The organism is Collinsella sp. HCP28S3_B9 (assembly GCF_052066095.1).
Taxonomy (GTDB): Bacteria; Actinomycetota; Coriobacteriia; order Coriobacteriales; family Coriobacteriaceae; genus Collinsella.
The window spans coordinates 77,174-99,355 of sequence record NZ_JBQHST010000002.1 but is presented as its reverse complement, the minus strand read 5'-3'; the positions used below and the strand labels follow the sequence as shown (position 1 = coordinate 99,355).

The following is a 22,182-nucleotide window of genomic DNA, read 5'->3' as shown; positions in this document are numbered from 1 at the left end:
ACTTGCGGGCTACGTCGCGTTTGTCGAGCAGGCGGATGGTGCCACCTGCTGAGCATGCAGGCCAAAGTCGTCGTCGAACACCGAGATGCCGGCCTTGGCCGACCCGCGAAAACCGCGCTCGTCGAGCAGCGCATCGCAGGCCTCGAGTAGCGACGGCACGTGCCAACCATAATCTGCCAGATAATAGCCGGCGTTTCCTGGCCGAGCAATCTCAACCTGAAGCTCAGGTGCAAGTTACGGTGAAATACGGACTACATGGGCCATAAAAGCCGGAAAACAGTCCGTATTTCACCGCAACTTAGGAGGGGATGTGGGGTTCCCAGCATGTATATGGAAATGCTCTGCTTCCAAAAGGAAGCAGAGCCATTCATCAATCTTATGGAGCGGGCGACGGGAAGTCCAAGGGTTTGCTTCGCAAACCCTTGTTTCGCTGCGGGCCATTGGCCCTTGCGTGCTGCGCTAGAAAATGCTCACCCATTTTCTCGGCTTCGCACCCTGCCGGGTTGTTTTCCCGTCGCCCGGCACGCTTATGAAAACGGCTCTGGCACCAAATAGAGCCAAAGCCGTTAAAACTATCCTATGGAGCGGGCGACGGGAATCGAACCCGCGTCATCAGCTTGGAAGGCTGGGGTTCTACCATTGAACTACGCCCGCAAGATATGGTCGGGACGACAGGATTTGAACCTGCGACATCCTGCTCCCAAAGCAGGCGCGCTACCAAACTGCGCCACGTCCCGAAGGTGTTGAGCAGCTAAGGTCTAAACCTTGCGTGTCCCAAAGCGAAGGAAATTATAGGGGAGACTTCCCGCTTGTGCAAGCGACGATACCCTAGCTCCTCGAATGTGTGACAAACTGGCTATGGAGCAGGCCAATCACAAACGCCACAACGGCGGCCGGCGCCCACGCGGCTCCAATATCCGCCAGCGGCAGCGCATCGAACGGCAGCCACGCGCCCGCAAAGAACGCGTCGCGGACCGAAGTGATTACGCTCTGCACCGCGACGACGCCGCCGACCCAGACCCACACCTGCGGATGAGCGTCGCAAAAGCCGTGCACCAGGCCCATAAGCACCAGCACGATGGCAACGGGATACAAGGCGTTGAGCATGGGCACCGAGAACATGAGGATCGCGTCGAGACCCACGTTGGAGAGCACGCAAGAAAACGCCGCGAACACAAAGGCGAGAACCGCAAAGGGACGGCGCATGGCCTCCTCGGAAGCCTCCGCTCCCCCTTCGACCACATACGTCTCGCAGAAGTAGCGCGAGCAGCAGCTGATGAGGCCGATGCACACGTTCATGCAGGCGAGGAAAAAGATCGCAAAGACCACGATCGTGCCGGCAAGACCAAAGTGTATGGAGGCAGAGCGGGCAAGGATGGCGGCGCCGTTGGTAGCGTCGGGTATAACCGTGCCGAGCTGCATGCCGGCAAGCGCCAGGCCGCAGTAGATGATGGCCATGAGCACGCCGGCGATCACACCGGAACGCGAAATCTCGAAGGCCACGCGCTTATCGTCGGTCACGCCCAGCTCGTGGATGGTCTCGGCGATGATAATGCCAAAGGCGAGCGACGCAAGCAGGTCCATGGTTTGATAGCCGGTCAAAAAGCCCTGCACGGCAGCGCCTGCATCGTAGGGAGCCTGCGGCGCGCCAGCGGGACCCAACGGCGAGACCACGGCGGCACCCACGACCAGCACGATGAGCGCAATGAGTGCGGGTCCCGTAATGCGACCGAGCACGCGCGTGATAACGCCCGGACGCAGCGTGAGCGCAAACGCGACGACAAAGAAGCCAACGGCAAAAACCAAACGTGCCGTGCCGAGCGAGACGCCCTCCGGCAGCAGCGGCACCAGCATCTCGAAGGCCGTGGAGCTCGTGCGCGGAATAGCCAGGCACGGGCCGATGGCTAGATACACCGCCGCAACGAAGAATTCGCCAAACTTAGGATGCACACGCCCGGCCAGCTCGCGCGCCGTTCCGGCAAGCGCCACGGCGATAAAGCCCATGACGGGCAGGCCGATGGCGGCAATCAGAAAGCCGAGCATGGCGAGCGGCGTGGCAGAGCCAGCCTGCAGCGCCAACAGCGGCGGAATAATGAGGTTGCCGGCGCCAAAGAGCATCGAGAACAGGGCGATGCCGACGGTAACGACATGGTCGGAGCGCAGGCCGCGCGGGGCGGATGAGGCCATGGGACCACCTTTCGGGTCGAAACAAAACGGGACGGGCAAAAGACCCGTCCCGCAAGTATAAACGTTTGAGCAGGTCAGATGATGCAAAGCATCAATCTGGTTGCCTCTTTAGATCCGCTACGCGTCAGAGCGACGGCGACGCAGCAGCTCGAGCCCCAGTGCGACAAGCGCAACAGCACCCGCGGCCACAGCGACAGCCAACGGCGTGCGATCGCCCGTATCGGCGAGCTGCTGAGCACTCGACTTGGAAGACTCCTTCTTACCGGAGTTTTCCGCGCCCGATGCCTTTGCCTTATCGACTGCGGAGTCATCCGAGCTACCGGGTTTTGTCGGATCCTTTGAATCCGGCTGGTCGGAATCGGGCGTTCCGGGCTTTTCCGGCTCCGGCTTACTCGGGTTGTCAGGCTCGGGCTTGTCCGGCTGGTCCGGGTCGGGCTTGTCCGGCTGATCAGGCTCCGGTTTATCGGGCTCAGGCTTGCCCGGGTCCGGCTGGTCAGGCTGGTCAGGCTCGGGCTTGTCCGGCTGGTCCGGGTCGGGCTTGCCCGGATCGGGAACCACCGGGTCCGGGTCGACAGGCTCCTGCTTCTTCTTCACCGTCAGCGTACCGGGCTCAACCATGACATCGAAGTTCGGGTCGGTGACCGTCGCCTCGATCTGGTACTCGCCCGCCGGGGAACTCTCATCGGCGACGCAGGAGTACTCGACCTTCACGCCCGAGGTATTGGCCGAGCTCTTTAGGCTCGAGGTAAACGCGGGGTTCGTCTCTCCCTCGAAGCGTTCAGCATCGTCGACCTTTACCTTAAGCTTCGCCGGCGCAATCTTGAAGTTGCGCGAGGCGGCGCCGATATACCCGTTGCTTCGCAGCGTGGCAACGGCGCGATACGTGCCCGCATCGGTCGGGGCCTCACTCGACGAATAGTGTGTGCCGCCCGTCCCGTAATACCTGATCCTCAAGTCACCTTCGCAGGCCTTGGGAACCCCCGTGACCTCGGGCGCCTGGGCGTCACCACTATAGACGAAGTCGCCGCCTGCAAATGCGAGCTCGACCCGCTTCGCCTGAACGACCAGAACGAAGTGCGCGGTCGCGGTCTTGCCATGAGCATCCTTGCACGTGACGTCAAAGGTAGACACTCCGGCCTTGAACGAGGTGCCCGAGAGCGTCAGACCGCCCGCCGTGCGGATGAGCTTAAATCCGTCTGGGAGCTTAGCGTCGTCCCACGTGTACTCATACGGAGCTTCGCCACCCGCGGCACCCAAAATCGTCGCGCGATACGTGTTATGCGCACGTGCAACCGGCAGCAGACCGCCGTTGAACACGAGGGCATCCCGGGGCACAACGGAAACGACGGCGCGATCGCTGTCCACCTGTGTCTCGGTACGAAGATATCGCTGAGTGACGCGGCAGGAATACTCGCCGGCGCAATCCTCATCGAGGCCCTCGATGAGAAGCGTCTCCTCCGTCTCGCCCTCAAGCGCCACAGCCTCGCCGCCCACCATGTGGAACCACTGATAGGAAAGCTCAATCTCGGCAGCAGAACCCGTGGACGAGGACGCGTGGTCGAGGACGCCCTTCCCCGCCTCGGCAGCAACCGAGAGCACAACAGCATCGTCCTCGTGGGCACTCGCATCCTGTGGCTGCGCAATCACCTTCGGAGCGTCCGCTTTCGCGAACTCGAACGTAATCTCGTGCGACGCGGTGACGCCACTCAGCGTGACCTCGTACGCTCCGCCCTCATAGTCGGAGATATCAAGATCGATGGCCTTGTCCGAGTCGGCTTCCGTGACCGTCACCCGCTCGAGGTAGTAGCCCTCGTCAGGCGTCGCCGAGAGCGTCACGTCGCCGCCGGCATCAACGGTGACGGAAGCGTTGTTGACCGAACCGTTGACCGCCTTCGCCGTCACCTCAAAGCGCTCGGGCTTGTCCGGGTTATCGGGCTCGGGGTTATCAGGGCCGGGATTATCGGGATCCGGCTTGGGGCCCGGATCAGGCTGATCGGGATCCGGATTATCCGGGTCGGGGTTGGGACCAGGACCAGGCTGATCGGGATCCGGGTTGTCCGGGTCAGGGTTATCTGGATTGTCCGGCTCAGGGTTATCCGGGTCCGGATTGTCCGGGTCCGGAACCACCGGGCCGGGATCGACGGGCTCCTGCTTCTTTTTAACCGTCAGCGTTCCGGGCACGACCTCGACATCGAAGTTCGGGTCGGTGACCGTCGCGCCGATCTGGTACTCGCCAGCAGGAGAGCTCCCATCGGCAACGCAGGAGTACTCGACCTTCACACCCGAAGTGTCAACCGCACTCTCCAGGCTCGAGGAAAACGCTGGGTTCGCCTCTCCCTCGAAGCGCTCGGCGTCGTCAACCCTCACCTTGAGCTTTGCCGGTGCGATCTCGAACTGGCAGGCAGCGGCACCGATGTAGCCGTGGCTGCGCAGCATGGCGACAGCGCGATACGTACCGGCATCGGTCGGGGCCTCACTCGAGGAATATTGCGTACTTCCACATCCGTAGTACCAGACCTTAAGGTCGCCCTTGCAAACCTTAGGAGCACCGAAAACTTCGGGGGTCTGCGGCATGCCGCTATAGGTAAAGTCGCTATCCGCAAACGCGAGCTTTACGCGCTTTGCCTGAACAACGATCGCAAAGTGGGCAGTCACGGCCTCGCCACGTGCATCCGTGCACGTGATGTCGAAGGTGGAAACGCCCGTCTTGGACGGAACGCCAGAGAGCGTCAGGCCGCTCGAAGTACGGGAGAGCTTGAGCCCGTCGGGGAGCTTCGCCTCATCCCATGCGTACTCGTACGGAGCCTTGCCGCCCGCGGCCCCGGCAATCGTTGCGAGGTACGTGCTGTGGGCGCTCGCTGCCGGCAGCAGGTCGCCGTTAAATACAAGGGTGTCCCACGGCACGATGGAGACGGAGGCACAATCACTGTCCGTCTGCTTCTCAGTACCAAGGTAGCGCTGAGTGACGCGGCAGAAATACTCGCCGGCCTGCTCGTCATCGAGGTCCGCGAGTGAGAGCGTCTCCCCCGTCTCGCCCTCGAGCGCCACGGCCTTGCCATTCACCATGCGGAACCACTGGTAGGAAAGCTCGACCTCGGCAGCGCAACCCGTGGACGAGGCAGCGTGGTCAGCGACGTTTTTGCCTGCCTCGGCCGCAACCGAGAGCACAGCCGAATCGCCTTCATGGACGCTCACGTCCTGCGGCTGCGCGACCACACGCGGAGCGTCCGCCTTCGCGAACTCGAACGTGACCTCCTGCGATGCGGTGACATCGCTCAGCGTGACCTCGTACGCCCCGCCCTTGTAATCAGAAATGTCGAGGTCAACGGTCGCATCCGAGCCTGCCTGCGCGACCGTCGCGCACTCGAGGTAGCAGCCCTCGTCGGGCGTTGCCGAGAGGATCGCTTCCCCGCCCTCAACAACCGAAACCGAAGCATTGTCGACCGAACCGTTGACCGCCTTCGCCGTCACCTTGTAGTGCTCGGGCTTCTTCTTGACCGTCAGCGTGCCGGGGTCGACCGCGACATCAAAGTTCGGATCGGCGACCGCCGCGTCGATCTGGTATTCACCCGCCGGCGATTTCTCATTCGCCGAGCAGAAGTACGTAACCTTTACGTCCGACGTGTCGCAACGACTCACCAAGCTGGAGGTAAACTCGGGGTTCTTCTGACCCTCAAAGCGCTCAGCATCGTCGACCTTCACCAGCAGCTGAGCCGGCGCAACAGTAACCGTCAGTTCAACGTCTTCGGCGGCAAGATAGTTACGCGAGGCAGCGGCACGGGCGACAACACGCGCCGTACCGGCGGCCTTCACCGTCGCGCAGCGTCCCTTAATCGAAACCGGGCTCGCATCGTCATCGGAATCAACCAGCTCAAAGCTCACGGGAGTCTGGGCAACGTTGTTAAACACAATGGGGTCTCCACCGTACACACCCGAATAGCTCGTCGTGCCCGTAATGACCTGGCTTGCCTTTGCAATCGAGAACTCGGCGGACTTTTTACCCTGATAGTTGGTGTCAGTCACCTTAACCGTGACGCGGTAGTTGCCACTGTCGCACGGCTCCAGCGCCGTCGGACCATAGGACGTTCCATCTATACCGCGATAGGCAACGGAATAGGCAGACGCATCAAGGCCGGCAACCGCAACCGCCGCACCGTGTCGTGCGCCATCGTATGTCACATCAGACGTCTCGATCGAAATATCGACCGGGGCCTTCTCGATCGTAAAGTCACAGGAGGCATTACCGACATATCCGTTGGCTTCGAGCGTCGCCACCGCACGATACGTGCCGGCATCCACCGGCGCCTGATCCGACGAGTAATGTGTGTCGTCCGTGCCAACATACGTTAGTTCGACATCGTCCTCGCAACCCTCGGGCACGCCCGAAAGCTCCGGGGCCTGCGCCGTCGCATTGTAGGTAAAGGTCTGGCCCTCAAATGCAAGTGGGGCTTTCTTCGCCTTCACGAGCAGCACAAAATGCGCTACGCGCTTATTACCCAGGTCATCGGTACACCTAATCTTGAAGCTATGCACACCCGTAGCCGCAGGCACGCCCGAGAGCACCAAGGCGCCCGATCCGTCATCTGCCAGCGTCAGCTGCATGCCCTCAGGAACCGCAACATCACCCAAGTTATACGCATACGGCGCCTTGCCGCCCGTAGCGCCGGCAATCTGGGCACGGTATTCATCGTGAGCGGTCGCCACCGGCAGCACACGCCCGTTAAACACAAGCGTTTCTCGGGGCACGATGGATACCTTCGCATGTTCGGTATCCGTCTTTGTCACCGTGCCCAGGTAGCTCTGCGTAATGCGGCAGAAGTACTCGCCCTCGCCGTCGCTGTCGAGCTGGGCGATCGAAAGCGTCTCCCCCGTCTGGCCCTTTAGCGGCTCTACCTTGCCACCATCGTCAGACATGCGATACCACTGGTAGCTCAGCTTGACGTCTGCAGCGGATCCAGAAGACACGGCCGCATGGACGCGAACATTGCGCCCCGCCTCGGCGGCGAACGAAAGCTCAACCGGATCGCCCTCGTAAGCACTCGCATCCTGCGGCTGAGCGAGCACCTCCGGAGCCGCAGCCTTCGCGAATTCAAATGTGACCTGCTGCGGAGCACTCACGCCACTCAGTGTGACTTCGTACGCCCCACCCTTATAGTCAGAAATATCAAGGTCATAGGCATTGCCAGCCGAACCGTCATCGCCTGCCTCTTCGGCAACGGTCACGCGCGTCAGGTAGCAGCCCTCATCGGGCGTCGCCGAAAGCGTCACCTTGCCATCCGTAGCGACCAAAGCAGACTCCGGATCAACCGATCCGTTGACCGCTCGGGCCGTCACCTTGTACTTAGGCGCCTCCGCAAAGCGCGCCTCGACGGTCATGTTGTCCTCGGGGACAAACGTCCAGGTAGCATCCGTGCTCAGCGGCTCATCGCCCAACGACCCGTCGTCATTGCGCGTATACCACCCATCAAACACATAGCCCGCATCGGGAACAGCAGTCAGGGTCGTGGACTCACCGTTCTCGACTTCGTTGGTCACGGCATAGCCCAGAGATTCGTCCTCGGAGGAACCCTCGACGTGTCCGCCCTGACGCGAATCCACCGCCGTAACCGTCATCGACGCCCGCTCATAAACGGCCGTAAAAGTACGGTTGCCAAACACTACGCGGTTGATCACCGGCGTAAATCCCACAGGCATGCCGTTCTCGTCGACCCAGTATTTAAACTTCCAACCCTCGTGCGGCACGGTAAACATAATCGCCGCGGAGTGGTAGGAGCCGCCGGTACCAAGCGCAACCATGCTAAAGCCCGCGCCCTTGGGATACGTGGCGACCTGAACATCGCAGCCCGTCTCATAGAACACGGCCGTAAGCTGCCTGTTCTCCTTTGCGGTACCGATATAGAACGCGCTGTAGCTCACCGTGACACCCGCATCATCGACCCAATGTGAGAAGTGGTACTTCTTCCACGGGATCGCGATCGCCATAAACATGTCGCCCCTGTCGTACGACCTGCTGCCGGCAGGAATACCGTCGACCAGAAGGGCCGTACCGCGGAAGATGGACGAGCCGGTGACGGTAATAGTCACCTGTCCATCGGATTCGAACTGCGCGTAGTACGTTATGTCTTGTGTGGCGGTCACATCGAGGGTCGTCGCGGTCTCGACAATCGAGGTACCCGCCTTATCGGTGCTCCAGCCCACAAAGCGATAGCCCATACCGGCAACAGCGGTCAGTTCCACCTGATCGCCCGCGGCAAAGCTACCGCTACCCGTAACACGGCAGCCCCTGTTCGAAGCCTTGTCCTTCACCACGACCTCACCCGTAACGGTCACCTCGTACGGATCGGCAAACACGGCCTGAAGCTCCAACGTATCGTCCTCGAGCCCCTCGACCATATCCTTGTCGAGCTTAACCCAACAATGGGCGTCGCAGCTCAGCAGCGACTTGCTGCCCTCGGCATCCAGGACATACCAGCCGACAAAACGTTTGATTCCCATAGGCGTAGCGTTGAGTTCGACCGTATCACCGAATTGATAGGAGCCCTCGCCGCTCAGGGTACCAACGCTATCGTCACTCGCGCTCAAAACGACCTGATAGGACTTAGGAGCAAAGGTCGCCGTGTAGGCGGCGTCGCCCGTGACCTTAACGGTATAGTCGGCGTTCTCGCTGACCGTCTCGCCCCTGTCGTCCGTCCAACCAGCAAACGAATACCCGGTGTTTGCAGTCGCGCGAAGCGTTGCGCGGTCGCCGGACTCATAGCCACCAAAGCCGCTCACGGCTCCGCCCTCGCCAGGCGAAGCAACGGTATGCACGACATACGAACCCGACGCAAAGAGGGCATAGAGCGACGTATCCTCACGCACGGTAAATCGATAGGTTTTCTTGGAGCTCACGCACGTGCCGTTACGGAGCCAGCCCACAAAAGCCGTATCCTCGGCGGCGACCGCACGCACGGTTGCGACCTGTCCGGCGGCATACGTCCCCGCGCCCTCGACCGTGCCCATACTCTCCTCGCACGAGACGTCCACCGTACATTGCTTTGCCGAGAACACGGCCTGGAGCGTCGTGTCAGACGTCGGCACCACGTGATAGGTTCTGTCACGGCTTACCACGGCTCCCGAGGCATCGGCCCAATACTCAAACGCATAGCCCGAAAGCGCATGCGCGGTCAGCGTGGCGGCATGCCCCGCCTCAACGGTACCTGTGCCCTCGACCCAGCCGGCGACGCTCGATTCGACCAGCGAACCGGTGCCGGAATCGACTACCGCCGTGGCGTCGACTCCATAGCTTTTTGCCATAAAGCGAGCGACGTGCACATGGCTGCGCTCCTGGTGGCAGGTGAACTCCGCATCGGCAGACTCAAACGTGCCGTCGGCCGTATACCAACCAGTAAAGACGTAACCGGGGTTGGGCGTCGCCTTCAGGGCAACCTCAGCGCCGCGGTCGGCAAGGACGCGGCTCGCCTTGACGGTGCCACCTTCCGCAGGATCGGCGAGGGGTACGCAAACGGTATCGATAGGCACAAAGGCCGCGGTAATAACGCAGTGCCCGGTTTTACCGCGAGCCTTCGCAACCAACGAGGTCTCATGCTTAAGGCTCTTCAGGCGGCCATTGACGTACCAACCCCAGAACAAAAAGCCAGGATGGGCCTTGGCCGTCAGATGAAGGGTCTCACCTAATTTGAACTTATCAGTCGTGGGCTTCACCACAGTCCCGTTGCACGTCACGGTACCGCCGAGCCACGAATCAGCCGTGACCATGACCTCGGGTTTTGAGTCGGTAAAGATCGCGGTATAGGTGTCGCTCTTGGTAACCTTAACGACCAGCTCGGCGGTGTCGTACTCCTTACCGGAGTCATCCTTCCAATGGTCAAAGCGGTAGCCGTCATTGGCCTTTGCCTTGAGCATCACCGTGTCGCCATATCCGCAGGTAACCGAAGATGCCCCCGGGTGCCCCTCAATCTCAACCGCACCGCGCTCCATAAAGGTCTTCTTGGCCTTCGCCGTCACGGTATAGGTATTTTCCTCAAACACCGCGCGCACGGTGCATTCCACGTCCTCGGGATAGAACTCGAGGTAGCTGGGGTCGGTGCCCAAAAGCAGGTCCGTCTTGGCGTCGTACCAGCCCTTAAAGGTAAATTGTTTGCTCGCCTCGGCCGTGAGCTCTATGCTCAGCATGGCAGGCTCGCCCTTCATGCAGTAGCCCTCGCCGTGCACTAAATATTTGCCCGCCATGGCCGCGGCCGGCTCAACGACCACGTCTACCTTGCAGGCACGCGTAAACTTCGCCTGGACCACGCAGTCGGTAATGGGCTCAAAGGTATAGGAACGCTCGCTCGACACCAGCGTCGACGTAGTATCCGAGCCACCATTGCTCAGATACCAACCGTCAAAGATATAACCCTCGGATGGGGTGGCCTCCGCGGTCACGCGCTGCCCTTCGGGAACCTCGAGCACCATGCCGGCAGTCTCGCCGCGCTTCAGTGTAACGGTGCCGCCCTCGAGCGGGTCGGCCTCGGCACGCACGATATGCGCATCCCTGCCGTCCATTACAGCCTCGATCCGGGCATTCCCGTTAACGCGGTATTCGCAAACTTCCTGCTTGTTGGCAATCGTGATGCCCTGCGCATCGGTTTCGCGCCACTCCACAAACCGATACGTTTTTTCCGGATTGTCGGGGCGCACCTTGGGCCGCATCGTAAACGTGAGAATGTCCCCATCCTTCGCGCGAACCTTGCCATCCACGACCGGCACGCCATCGCACAGCACCTCGGCGCTATCGAAGGGGTCGGTATTCACCAGGATTGTCTTATCCGCCTTGCGGAAGCGTGCAACCAGATGGCGGTCGACCTCGGCCTTGAAGATATACGTACGCTCGGGCGAGACCTCGATGCCGTCCTCAAACCATCCCACAAAGGCATAGTCGGGACCCTCGCTCGCGGTGACCATAGCCTGATCGCCACGCGTAATGCTCTGCTTTACGGGGCTTGCGGTGCAGCCTGTCGAAAAATCGGCCTGAATGCCATCGGCTTCGGCAACCGCCGTAATCTCAACTTTTTTCTCGAAAACGGCCGTCATTTTTACGACCTCGGGCGTCAGGTCCGTGATCGTCATCGTCTTGAGAGGTGATGTCGAGACCTCGACACCGTTCTCTTTCCAACACACGAAGCGATAGCCGGGATTGGCGACAGCCTCCAGCGTGGCGACCGTCCCCTCATAGTGGATACCGCCTCCGGTAACGACGCCGCCCACCTCGGGCTGCGCGGTGGCAATTATTTCGATCTTATGGTCGCCATGAGGCTTGGGCTTCTTGTGGTCGTCGATGATGTCCTTAATCTCCTTGAGCACCTTCGTGCCGACGGCGGCAACATCCTCAATGTTGTCGGCCATACCGATCTCGATCACCGCATCGGCCGCGATGGGGTCGACGATCTCGCCCAGCCCATACATGGTAGCGAGGACGGCCGCAGCCGTAATCGCGGCGATGAGTGCAGCCTTAAGCGCTGCGAGTGACTCGTCGGGGTCAGTCGCAGCGCGGAAATGCGCGGTGTACTGCACATCTCCCTCGAGCACAAACGTGTAGGACGGACCATCGTCGCCGGTAAAGACAACGTTGCCGAGGGCATCGGTCGCGTAGTCAAACACATAGCCAGGCATTGGCACCGCCACGACCGTTACGCGCGACCCGATACCGTACAGACCGGTAGAGAGGAACTGTCCGAGCGGCTGCCCGTTCTCATCGACCCCGTCCACACCCAGCACAACGCTCGCCTGCGGAGCGCAGTAGCGCGGAGTGATCTCGATCCTAGCGTCAGTCTTGTCCTCGGACACAATCGCGTCCGCCTTGTCCACCGTATAGGTAAAGTCAAGCTGATCGCTCACGGCGTACGCATCATCGCCCTCGCCCAGATACCAGCCCAGGAACAGCGCGTTATCCGTGACAGCGGAAACCTCAACCGTCTCGCCGGCATTGCGATAGCAGTTTTGAGCGGTAACACTCAGGTGCGCAAAGTCCTGCGACGAGTCGGTCGCCTGCGCATCGTTGACGTACACCGCATAGTCCTTGAGCTTAAAGCGAGCCTCCAAGGACAGGTCCTTATCTGGCGTAAACGTGTAGACCGGCTCCTTGGAGATGTACTTGCCGGACTCGGTGTCATACCAGCCCTTAAACGTGATGTTGTCGTTGAGCATCCCCAAAGTACCGGCATCGAGCGCGACTTCGGCACCTGCGTCGATCGTCATCGTGCCGGAAACATCGGGAAGCTCAACGCCATCCATCAGCTTGTGTTCGCCCTTATCAATCGTTTGGGCATAGGAAATCTGGAACGATGTCGGCGTGGGTTTCTTAAGCTGTAGCGTGCCCTTGGTTTGGGTTTCGAAATGCGAATAGCCGTCGTCATACACGAGCTTTACGGGCTGTCCGTCCATCGACTCATCGAAGACATCACCATCGCAGGGGGTGGCCGTAAGGTACTCGCCGAGCTCTTCCTGTATGAGGGCCTCGTAGTCCCAAATCGATACCGAATGCGGGTAATCGAGCTCGACGTTCATGCCCTCGAGCGAAATGGTCTCCCCCGTCTCATAGGTCATGTTGTTGGGGTCGCATGAAATCTCAACGTTCTCGAGCACCTTGCCCACCGGGACGGGCAGGCAGCCGTTGCACCTCTCCCAAACAGCTTTGGGATGCCCGTTAGCATACTTCGGAATCATCTTGGCGGGGACCATGACGGTCATGTTGTATTTGGGGAACGTGTCGGTGTTAATGAGCACCGCATTGTTGCACCCAAAGAACACGGTCTCGAGATTGGTACTGCCAAACGCCTTTTTCGGCAACTCCTCGATCTTGGAGTTATATGGCAGTGTCAGCCCGCCGCTCAAGTCGGTGCCGTAGAAGCAGGTGTGACCAAGCGTTTCGACCGTTGTGTTGCTCTCGAGCCCCGTGGTAGCAAGGTTCGAGCAGAACCTAAACGCGCAAACGCCAATCGATGTAATGGAGGTATTCTTGTCCAGGCCGGTATCGGTCAGAGCTCTGCAGCCTTCGTAGGCTCTGTCGGGAATCGATGTGAGGCCGACAACCTTGTCGAGCCCCGTGGACACCAGCCCACTCTCGGCAAACGCGGCGTCGCCCATAGAGCCAATGGCGGCAACCTCGTTGATGTTCAAACTCGTAAGCGACTTGCAGCCATAGAATGCCTCTTTCCCGATGGTACCGATGGTCATGCCGGAAAGGCTGATATCGGTGAGATTCGGGCAGTTATAGAAGGCGTGTAGTCCGATTTTGGAAATGGAACTGTTCTCAAAGCGCACTGAGCGCAGATTGGTAGAGTCGGCGCAGAGCTGTGCGTCGACTTCATCAACCCCGTAATCGACAATCAGATTCGTTACCATTCGACCGTCGACGGAGTTCTCGCGCGGGTTGTTTTCATCGATTTCTACCGTAAGATTTCCGTTTGCGTCGCACGGATACAGGTAGTAGTTCGGCATGAACTTGGCATACTCGTAGGCCGCCTGCTGCAGGTTGCCCTTGCTGTACGCGACAAGGCGCGTGTAGCCATCGTCGTACACGAGCTGTATAGGTTCTCCGTCCATCGACTCGTCGAAGACATCACCATCACAGGGGGTCGCCGTAAGGTATTCGCCGAGTTCGTCCTTTATGAGCGCTTCGTAGTCGCTATCCATCGTCGAATGAGGGTATTGAAACGTGACGCTCATGCCCTCGAGCGAAATGGTGTCACCCTGCTGATAGGCCATCTTGTCGGGATCACGCGAGACCTTAATCTTTTGAAGCATCTTGCCCACGGGGACGGGCAGGCTGCCATTGCAACTCTCCCAAACCTCGTTGGGGCGACCGCTTGCGTATTGCGAAACCATCTTGGCAGGGACCATGACGGTCATGTTTTGCTTGGGGAACGTGGTGGAATTAATGAGCACCACATGGTCGCATCCAAAGTACACAGTTTCAAGCTTAGAGCCATAGAACGCACGGCTCGGCAGTTCCTCGATCTTGGAATAAAGGGGCAGCGTCAGCCCGCCGCTCATATTGGTCCCGGAGAAACAGCCTTCGCGAAGCGTCTTGATCGTCGTATTGTTCTCGAGCCCCGTCGTCGCAAGGCGAGAGCAGTTTTTGAACGCATTAACGCCGATTGATGTGATAGATGTGTTCCCTCCCAGACCGGTATCGGTCAGAGCGCTGCAGCCATTATAAGCGTTCTCAGGAATCGAACTGAGACCAACGACCTTGTCGAGCCCCGTAGACCGCAGCCCGCTCCAGGCAAACGCGGCATCGTCCATAGAGCCGATGGTAGCAACGTCATTAATGTTCAGACTCGTAAGCGATCCGCACCCAGAAAACGCTTCTGTTCCGATGCCCCCAATGGTCATACCGGAAAAGCTGATATTGGCGAGATTCGAGCAGCCAGAAAAGGCGTGTAATCCAATTGAAGAAATAGAGCTGTTCTCAAAACGTACCGAGCGCAGATTGGAGGAGTACTCACAAATATATCCGGGGACCCCATCCACTCCGTAATCAACGATCAGGTTGGTCACCAATTGACCATCGACAGAGTTCTCATTCGGGTCGTTTTCATCAATCTCTACCGTAACGCTTCCGCCAGCATCACACGGATACACATAGCCGTTCGGCATAAGCTTGGCATACTCATAGACCGTTGGGTCCTCATACACGAGGGGATCGACTTCGCTGTCATCGGACGAGGGTTCCGCCGTTGCAGGCGAGGTCTTTGCTGCATCGGAGTTGGTCGCGGAGCTCGAAAGATCTTGGGCCAGGCTCGACGTGGAAGTGCTGGTATCCGAGCTGGACGATTCGTCCAGAGCGTTATTCGTTTGGTCGGAAGTTGTGGATGAGCCGCCCTCGCCCAAAGACGACGCGTTATCGACCGCATCGGCATCAGCGTCAGAGCCCGAGTCGGTCTCTTGGGCCTCGTTTTCGACGGCGACCGCCCCAGCATCATCGGCATAGGCTGTGCTGGGCGCAAGGGGTATCGAGGTCACGACCATCGCGACCGAAAGATAGACGACCAAAAACCTATAGAGGGCAGCAGTGATCCTGTTCATAGGAACCTTCCCGCAATTCGCAAAGATACCGAGGACCCAGTGCGGGCCATCATCTCACAATACCCTGTATAAGCGACAATGCGGGAAGGTTGCGCAAACGGTTTATCTAAGGGCACAGAAGGTTGGTCTAATCGCAGCTCAAATCGCGGAGCGCGTCAATCGCGGTGTCGACTTCCCTGTCCGTGTTGAAATACCCAAACGAGAAACGAACGACACCCTGACGCTCAGTCCCGAGCGCGCGGTGCATGAGCGGGGCACAATGGGCGCCGGGGCGCGTCGCAATCCCCCAGCCTTGCATGAGCGCGTCCGAGATCTGGGCAGAGTCGATATCGCCCACGTTAAGCGAAACGATCGCCGAGCGCATCGGCTGGTCAAAGGCGCCGTAGAGCGCAATGCCGGGGATTTCGCGCACGCCGGCAAGGAAGCGCTCTGCAAGCGAGCGCTCATGCGCCGCAATCGCCTCGACCCCACCCTGGGCCTCGATAAAGTCGAGGCCGGCAGAAAGGCCCGCGATACCGTGACCGTTGAGCGTGCCCGCCTCAAGGCGCGTGGGCCACTCAAGCGGCTGCAGCGCATCGAAGCTGTGAACGCCCGTGCCGCCCATGGCCCACGGTGCCACGTCAATGCCTTCCGCCACGGCTAGGCCGCCGGTCCCCTGCGGACCCATAAGCCCCTTGTGACCGGTAAAACACACAACGTCGAGCCCCATGGCGTGCATATCGATATGCGCCGTGCCGGCAGACTGCGAGGCATCGACGATCACCAACGCACCTGCCGCATGGGCCATGGCCGCTACGCGCGCAATGTCGACCGCGTTGCCGGTCACATTGGAGGTGTGCGTCACCACCACAGCACGCGTGTCCGGCGTCACCAACCGCTCGAGCTCGTCGTAGTCGAGCACGCCGTTCGCGTCGCAGCCCGCATGCTCAACCGCCACACCCTGTACCGCCGACAGGCGATTGAGCGGGCGTAACACCGAGTTGTGCTCGAGCACCGTCGTGACCACACGGTCGCCGGGGCGCACCACGCCACAGATGGCGGTGTTGAGCGCAGCCGTGGAGTTGGGCGTAAAGCACACATGGTCCGCTCTCGGGCAACCCAAAAGGCGCGCGAGCTTGGCACGGCAACCGTGAATCGTACGAGCCGCATCGAGAGCACCCGACGTGGCGCCGCGCCCGGCATTGCCGAGCGAGCACATCGCCTGCGTCACGGCATCGATGACCGCCTGCGGCTTATGCATGGTCGTCGCCGCGTTATCCAGATAGATCATCGCACGACCTCCCACATGTCAATCACCGTAAAGCCCTCGGTGGGAACACCGGCTGCGGCAAGCTCGGCGCGCAGCAGCTCCTCATCGGCAGGCAACGCCTTCCACGCCAAGCCGCAGCCGGCAGCGACCTCCCCGGGCACGGGAATCGTGCGCCCGGGAAGGCCGCGCTCGATGCATAGGGTCTCGCACCCCATGGCGGCCGCCGTGGTGGGAAACGTGATGACAAGCGCCGGGCGCTTTTCTCTCATGGCAATCCCGCCCAAACGCTACGGGCGCACGACGCGCACGGCCTGCTCCATCTTCTCCACGATCACGTACATGTTGGTGACCTCGCCCACCGCAAGCTGGTCTTTAATGCCAAAGTGGTCCAGGCAGGTACCGCAAGTGAGAATCTCGACGCCCTGCTCGGCCAGGCCCTTCAGGTCATCGAGCACCGGCGAGCCCTCGACGGTGAGCTTGGCGCCGCCGTTGTAGAACAGCATGGTCGCGGGCAGCTCCTCCTGCTGCGTCACGGCAAAGATAAACGCCTTCATGAGCTTGTGGCCCAGCTCGTCGTCGCCACTGCCCATGCAGTCGGTGTAGACGGAAATGACGAGTTTGCCCTTGCCGGCGCTGGCATCACAGAAGGCAGCGCCATCCTGCTCGGGGTCCGCAACGGCCACGGCACCGGCGGTCGCCACGGTCACGTGCCACTCGGCGTCAGAAACCTTCTCGACCGAGGCCGTGCAGCCCTTCTCCTGCGCCATCTTGGAGATGTTCTTGACGGCGGTCTCGTTATCGACCGAGGTCACGACAACGCCCTCGCCATCGAGTTGCTTGAGCGCCTTAAGCGTCTTGACGACGGGCAGCGGGCAGGCATCGCCCATGGCGTTGACTTCAATCTTGGTAGACATAGCCTTTCCTTTCGAAAGAACCGTTCTAGAGAACGGTAAACAGTTACATAAACGTGCGGGCTAGCGGACAACGAGGACGGCAGAACCACCTGGCACCGGCTCGCACACGCGGCCGACGACGGAGGCAACGCGCCCCTCGGCATGCAGACGGCGCGCAAGCTCATCCACATCGGCAGCAGGTGCCGCGATAAGCAGGCCGCCCGAGGTCTGCGGATCGTACAGCGCGTCGAGCATCCCCGGCTCCAGACCATCGTCGACTGCCACGCGCGGGCCAAAGAAGTCCTGGTTGCGGTAGGCGCCGGCAGGGATAATGCCAAGGCGTGCCATGTCGAGCACCTGGTCAAAGAGCGGCACCGCCCCCGACACAAGCTCAATCTGCACGCCCGAGCCCTCGGCCATCTCGCACGCATGTCCGATCAGGCCAAAGCCCGTGATGTCGGTGCAGCCATGAAGCTCGAGGTCCTCGGCCAGACGAATCGGAGCCTCGTTGAGGGTCCGCATCGAGTCAAACATGGCTGCGGCCTCGTCCTGTTCGATGAGCTCGCCCTTAATGGCCGTAGTGATGATGCCCGAGCCGATCGCCTTGGTCAGCAGCAGAACATCGCCCACGCGTGCGCCGCTGTTGGCGAGCATACGGTCAAGCGCGACAAAGCCACTCACGGACAGGCCGTACTTGGGCTCGTCGTCGTTGATGGTGTGGCCGCCCGCGATGGCACAGCAGGCCTCGACGCACTTGTCGGCGCCACCCGCCAGAATCTGGCCGGCAACCTCAACGCCCAGGCAACTGGGTATGCAAAGCAGGTTCATGGCATGGCTCGGCCGTCCACCCATGGCGTATATGTCCGACAGCGAGTTTGCCGCGGCGATCTGGCCAAACAGGAACGGGTCGTCGACCATCGGTGGGAAGAAGTCGATGGACTGCACGAGGCCCAAGTTATCGCCAACGCGGAAGACGCTCGCATCGTCGGAGGTATCGAACCCCACGAGCAGGTTGTCGTTATGCACATTGGGTAAGTCGCCCAGGACCTGGGCGAGGGCTCCAGGAGCCAACTTAGCGGCTCAACCGCTCGCGGCAGTCATCTGCGTGAGCTTCATGAGATCGTCAGCCATCGATACCTCCTCTCATCGGTCAATCAGTTCCTCCCAGTATACGCATGACGGCGCCGAGAGCGGGCAATTTATCGCACCGGCCCCCTACGCGAGCGCCTGGGCTCGAATGGCCGCGCCGATGGCACCGGCAAAGCGGGCCTGGGGCGAGGTAGTGACCGGCGAGCCCACCAATGCGCCAAGACGCTCGATGACATAGGCGTTTTCGCACAGACCACCGGTCAGATAGTACGGGGCGCCCGCGGCTTGCGAGGCCATGGTCGCCACACGCGACACGACGCTCTCGATCACACCGCGGGCAATGTTCTCGCGCGGCTCGCCGCGGCCGATCAGGCTAATGACCTCGCTCTCGGCAAACACCGTGCACATGCTGCTGATCTTGGTGGGCTCGCCGGAACGCGCCAGGTCGGCAGCCACGTCATAGCCAGCCGCTGCCAGTGCCTCGCGCAGCCGCTCGGAAGCATCGACCGAGGAGAACCCGGTTGGCTGCACGCAGGTCCACGTCACCGAATCCACCCCATCGACCACAGCGGCCTTAGCCGCCGTAGAAGCCCTCGAGCTCCTCCTTGAGCAGGCGGCACTCCTCGTACCAGCCTTCACGCTCGTAGGCGCGGTCGCGACCCTGAGGAAGATGCAGAATGTGCGTGCGCTTAAGCTCCCCCAGCAGCTCGTACATCTTCTTCTTGCCGTCGCAGGCGGTCTCGCCGATGATCATGTCGCTAAAGTACGTAAACGGGCACTTTTGCGAGTAGGCAAAGCCGTACGTCGACTTGATGAGCGGGCAGAGGTTTGACGGCAGCACCTTCTCGGCCTCGGGAATCACCTCGTCGGACGTACCGCACAGAGCCACGCTTGCAGCCCCCGCGGCATCGTCGTACGACAGCATCGTGTGCCGTCGTTTAATAAATTGATTGCTTGATTGATAAGAGTTTGTCATCCCTCATTCGGCGAACGGCAAAAACAAAGCCGCCGAGGCTTATATCCCCGACGGCATTACCCGGCGCTATCGACAAACCAAATGGATCCTACTGGCATCAAAATGCATGCGCAGCGTCTCGCCTGCTTGTGGCAGCTCGTCGACAGGCATGCCCACCTTGTTGACCTTCCACTGCAGACGCGTTGGCGCATCGACGCGCGGTACGTCCAGCAGCACCAGCCGCTCAAAGCGCGAATCGCTCACACGGGCCACGTGCAAATCATAGCTATTGCGGCCCCGCTCGGCACGGTTGTCAACATGGAAGTAACTTGCGCGAATGCCCAGGTACACCACATTATCGGGAACCTCGCGACCCACGTTAAAGGTCATGCCCCAGTCGAGCGCCTCAACTTCCTCGGGCCCGATCTTTCGTGCGCGGCTTGTGTTCTTACACCCCGTCAGACGCAGTGCCGCCAGCGTCTGCGGACGGCGGACCACGTCCTCGACGGAGCCGATCTCCTCCACATGCCCGTTATGCATCACGCAGATGCGCTGGCAGAGGCGGCACGCTTCGTCGATGTCGTGGCTCACGTAGAGCACGGTGCGGTTACAGACGTCAAACAGGTCGAGCATGTTCTGCTCGAGGGCGCTCTTAAGATAAGAATCGAGCGCGCTCATGGGCTCGTCGAACATAAAAACGCCCGGATGCGCCGCCACCATGCGGGCGAGCGCCACGCGTTGCTGCTGACCGCCCGAGAGGCGTGCGGGATAGCGGTCGGCAAAATCGGCCAGACCGAAAATGCCCAGATAGCGCTCGGCAAGTTGCTTGCGCGCCACGGCGTCGCCTGCGTCCTTTACGCCGGCACATACGTTATCGGCCACCGTCATGTTGGGAAACAGCTGATAGTTTTGGAACAGCAGGGCACATTTTCGCTCCTGAGGCGACAGGTTGATGCCCGCCGCCGAGTCAAAAAAGGTCACACCGTTGACGACGATCTTGCCCTCGTCGGGCGTCTCCACGCCGGCAATGCAGCGCAACGTACAGCTCTTGCCGCAGCCCGAGGCGCCCAGCAGCGCCACACGCTCCTCGCCGGCCTCAAGCTGCATGTCGAGTGTAAACCCGGGATAGTGCTTTTTGATGTCCAGAACGAGCGACATGGCCTATCGACCTCCCTGCAAAGCGGCGTCATCGCGCATGAGCTCGACCAGCGCCTCGCGATCGATACGCAAGGCATCGCCGCCCGCCGGGTCGAGTGAATCGCCCCGTCCGGCGAGATCTTTGGCCTGCTTGCGCTCCGCACGGGAAAGGCCCCGCTCGCGATACTTTTGCGAATGAGCGGTGTACATATTGATGAACAGGATGACTAGGAAACAAAACACGATTACGACGATGACCCAAAAGAGCGCCACCGACGTGTTGCCGCCCATCCATTCAAAGTAAATGGCGATGGGAATGGTCTGCGTAATACCGGCGTAGTTGCCCGCAAAGAACAGGGTGCAGCCAAACTCACCCATTGCGCGGGCAAAGGCGAGCACCGTGCCGGCGGCGATGGAGGGCCAGCCGAGCGGCATCATGAGCTTGGTAAAGATGCGACGCTCGGACCATCCCAGCGTGCGCGCCGCATCGAGCATCTGCGTGTCGAGGCTCTCGAAGGCACCGAGTGCCGTACGATAGACGAGCGGGAACGACACCACCACGGCAGATATCACCGCCGCCGGCCACGTAAAGACGATCGAGATGCCGTGCGCGATAAGCCACTGGCCCACCCCGGTCGAGCGGCCAAACAGCATGAGGAGCAGAAAGCCGCAGACCGTGGGCGGCAGCACCATAGGAATCGTAAAAACCGAATCGAGCAGGCCCTTGATGCGACTCGAGGTACCCATAGTCTTCCACGCGGCGAACAGCCCCAGCGCAAAGGAGATCAGCAGGGCAAGGCCGCTCGTTTTTATGGACACCCAAAACGGGCGATAGTCGATGTCGCCCAAGAAGGCTGCGGCGCGCTCCGCCAGCGACGGCGGCACCGTCGTCGACACGTCCGCATACCGCACGAGGGCGGCGTTATCGCTCCACAGGACGCCGTCACCCAAATCTAGCTCGGCATTCGCGGCGTCGGCGGCATTCACTACCGTGTAGTAATCGCCGTTGCCGCCCTTCACCTTAAACTGATAGCGGTAATCGCTCTGCACCAGCGCGTTATCCGAGGTAAAGACCCATTCGAGATTAGAGTCCTCCAGCAACGCACCACCCATGGAGTGCGACTTGTCGAGCCCCACGAGCATCTTCTTGAGCGCCTTTTGGTCATCTGCCTTTGAGATATCGAGCCCCGCGTCTTTGGCGGCATGGGCGTCGAGCCAGACCACGATGCTCTCAGGCGTCGTCACCGTCACGAGGGTCGTCTTCTTGTAGATAGGAAAACGGTAGCCCTCGGGCTGACCCGCAAACGAACGGGCCGTGCCCTTGGCATTGCGCTCAAACGCGTTGAGGCCAAACCCGACGCCATCGATAAGCGCGGAATCTTCGGTCGCCTGGCAGCCATCGGCGGTGGTGAAGAGTGCCTCGGCCCGAGCAACCCCGGGCGGTGCGGTCAGCACGCACAGAACCGCAGCCAGCACGGCGAGCAGGCGAATCGTTTTCCTTGGCACGGGCGACTCCTCAAACACAGGGCAACGGCGCGCGGACACGCCGGTTCAATCAAAAGGGCGGGCGATCGCGAGAACGCCCGCCCTCAAGCATATCG

11 protein-coding genes and 2 tRNA genes are annotated in these 22,182 nt (G+C 60.7%); all 13 read right to left on the bottom strand.

Annotated features, from left to right (window positions below; genetic code table 11):
* Positions 1 to 9 precede the first annotated feature (9 nt).
* Positions 10 to 159, bottom strand: coding sequence for a hypothetical protein (locus tag ACTNBB_RS01335; protein ID WP_427747744.1), 150 nt, complete (start codon positions 157 to 159; stop codon positions 10 to 12).
* A gap of 421 nt (positions 160 to 580) precedes the next feature.
* Positions 581 to 654 (bottom strand) — tRNA-Gly (locus ACTNBB_RS01330).
* A gap of 6 nt (positions 655 to 660) precedes the next feature.
* Positions 661 to 737: transfer RNA gene (locus tag ACTNBB_RS01325), tRNA-Pro, on the bottom strand.
* 91 nt (positions 738 to 828) lie between these two features.
* Entirely contained in the window at positions 829 to 2,187 is a 1,359-nt protein-coding gene (gene brnQ / locus ACTNBB_RS01320) for a branched-chain amino acid transport system II carrier protein (protein WP_427795780.1), read from the bottom strand.
* A gap of 117 nt (positions 2,188 to 2,304) precedes the next feature.
* On the bottom strand, positions 2,305 to 15,258 hold the full coding sequence (locus ACTNBB_RS01315; protein WP_441056166.1) for an InlB B-repeat-containing protein: 12,954 nt from the start codon (positions 15,256 to 15,258) through the stop codon (positions 2,305 to 2,307).
* Positions 15,259 to 15,385: 127 nt separating this feature from the next.
* Entirely contained in the window at positions 15,386 to 16,528 is a 1,143-nt protein-coding gene (locus ACTNBB_RS01310) for an aminotransferase class V-fold PLP-dependent enzyme (RefSeq protein WP_441053907.1), read from the bottom strand.
* Positions 16,525 to 16,776: a DUF3343 domain-containing protein gene (locus ACTNBB_RS01305; RefSeq protein WP_427795782.1), complete on the bottom strand. Its 252-nt coding sequence runs from the start codon at positions 16,774 to 16,776 to the stop codon at positions 16,525 to 16,527. The genes ACTNBB_RS01310 and ACTNBB_RS01305 overlap by 4 nt, the downstream gene beginning before the upstream one ends.
* A gap of 18 nt (positions 16,777 to 16,794) precedes the next feature.
* The gene (yedF, locus tag ACTNBB_RS01300; protein WP_441053910.1) at positions 16,795 to 17,421 is read right to left on the bottom strand and encodes a sulfurtransferase-like selenium metabolism protein YedF; all 627 of its coding nucleotides are present in this window, start codon (positions 17,419 to 17,421) and stop codon (positions 16,795 to 16,797) included.
* A 60-nt stretch (positions 17,422 to 17,481) separates the two neighbouring features.
* Positions 17,482 to 18,531 carry a selenide, water dikinase SelD gene (selD, locus tag ACTNBB_RS01295; protein WP_441053911.1) on the bottom strand — a complete coding sequence of 350 codons (1,050 nt, stop codon included), beginning with the start codon at positions 18,529 to 18,531 and terminating at the stop codon, positions 17,482 to 17,484.
* An 84-nt stretch (positions 18,532 to 18,615) separates the two neighbouring features.
* Entirely contained in the window at positions 18,616 to 19,056 is a 441-nt protein-coding gene (locus tag ACTNBB_RS01290; protein WP_441053913.1) for a BadF/BadG/BcrA/BcrD ATPase family protein, read from the bottom strand.
* 7 nt (positions 19,057 to 19,063) lie between these two features.
* Positions 19,064 to 19,414: a 2-hydroxyacyl-CoA dehydratase gene (locus ACTNBB_RS01285; protein ID WP_441053915.1), complete on the bottom strand. Its 351-nt coding sequence runs from the start codon at positions 19,412 to 19,414 to the stop codon at positions 19,064 to 19,066.
* A 117-nt stretch (positions 19,415 to 19,531) separates the two neighbouring features.
* A complete protein-coding gene (locus ACTNBB_RS01280) occupies positions 19,532 to 20,602 on the bottom strand; it encodes a sulfate/molybdate ABC transporter ATP-binding protein (protein ID WP_441053917.1) in 1,071 nt (356 codons plus the stop codon).
* A 3-nt stretch (positions 20,603 to 20,605) separates the two neighbouring features.
* The gene (modB, locus tag ACTNBB_RS01275) at positions 20,606 to 22,087 is read right to left on the bottom strand and encodes a molybdate ABC transporter permease subunit (RefSeq protein ID WP_441053919.1); all 1,482 of its coding nucleotides are present in this window, start codon (positions 22,085 to 22,087) and stop codon (positions 20,606 to 20,608) included.
* Positions 22,088 to 22,182: the final 95 nt, after the last annotated feature.

Excerpts from the sequence above, each read along its gene's own strand:
- brnQ (WP_427795780.1), bottom strand. The coding sequence starts at position 2,187 with ATGGCCTCATCCGCCCCGCGCGGCCTGCGCTCCGACCATGTCGTTACC.
- ACTNBB_RS01315 (WP_441056166.1), bottom strand. The coding sequence starts at position 15,258 with ATGAACAGGATCACTGCTGCCCTCTATAGGTTTTTGGTCGTCTATCTT.
- ACTNBB_RS01310 (WP_441053907.1), bottom strand. The coding sequence starts at position 16,528 with ATGATCTATCTGGATAACGCGGCGACGACCATGCATAAGCCGCAGGCG.
- ACTNBB_RS01305 (WP_427795782.1), bottom strand. The coding sequence starts at position 16,776 with ATGAGAGAAAAGCGCCCGGCGCTTGTCATCACGTTTCCCACCACGGCG.
- yedF (WP_441053910.1), bottom strand. The coding sequence starts at position 17,421 with ATGTCTACCAAGATTGAAGTCAACGCCATGGGCGATGCCTGCCCGCTG.
- ACTNBB_RS01285 (WP_441053915.1), bottom strand. The coding sequence starts at position 19,414 with ATGCTGTCGTACGACGATGCCGCGGGGGCTGCAAGCGTGGCTCTGTGC.
- ACTNBB_RS01280 (WP_441053917.1), bottom strand. The coding sequence starts at position 20,602 with ATGTCGCTCGTTCTGGACATCAAAAAGCACTATCCCGGGTTTACACTC.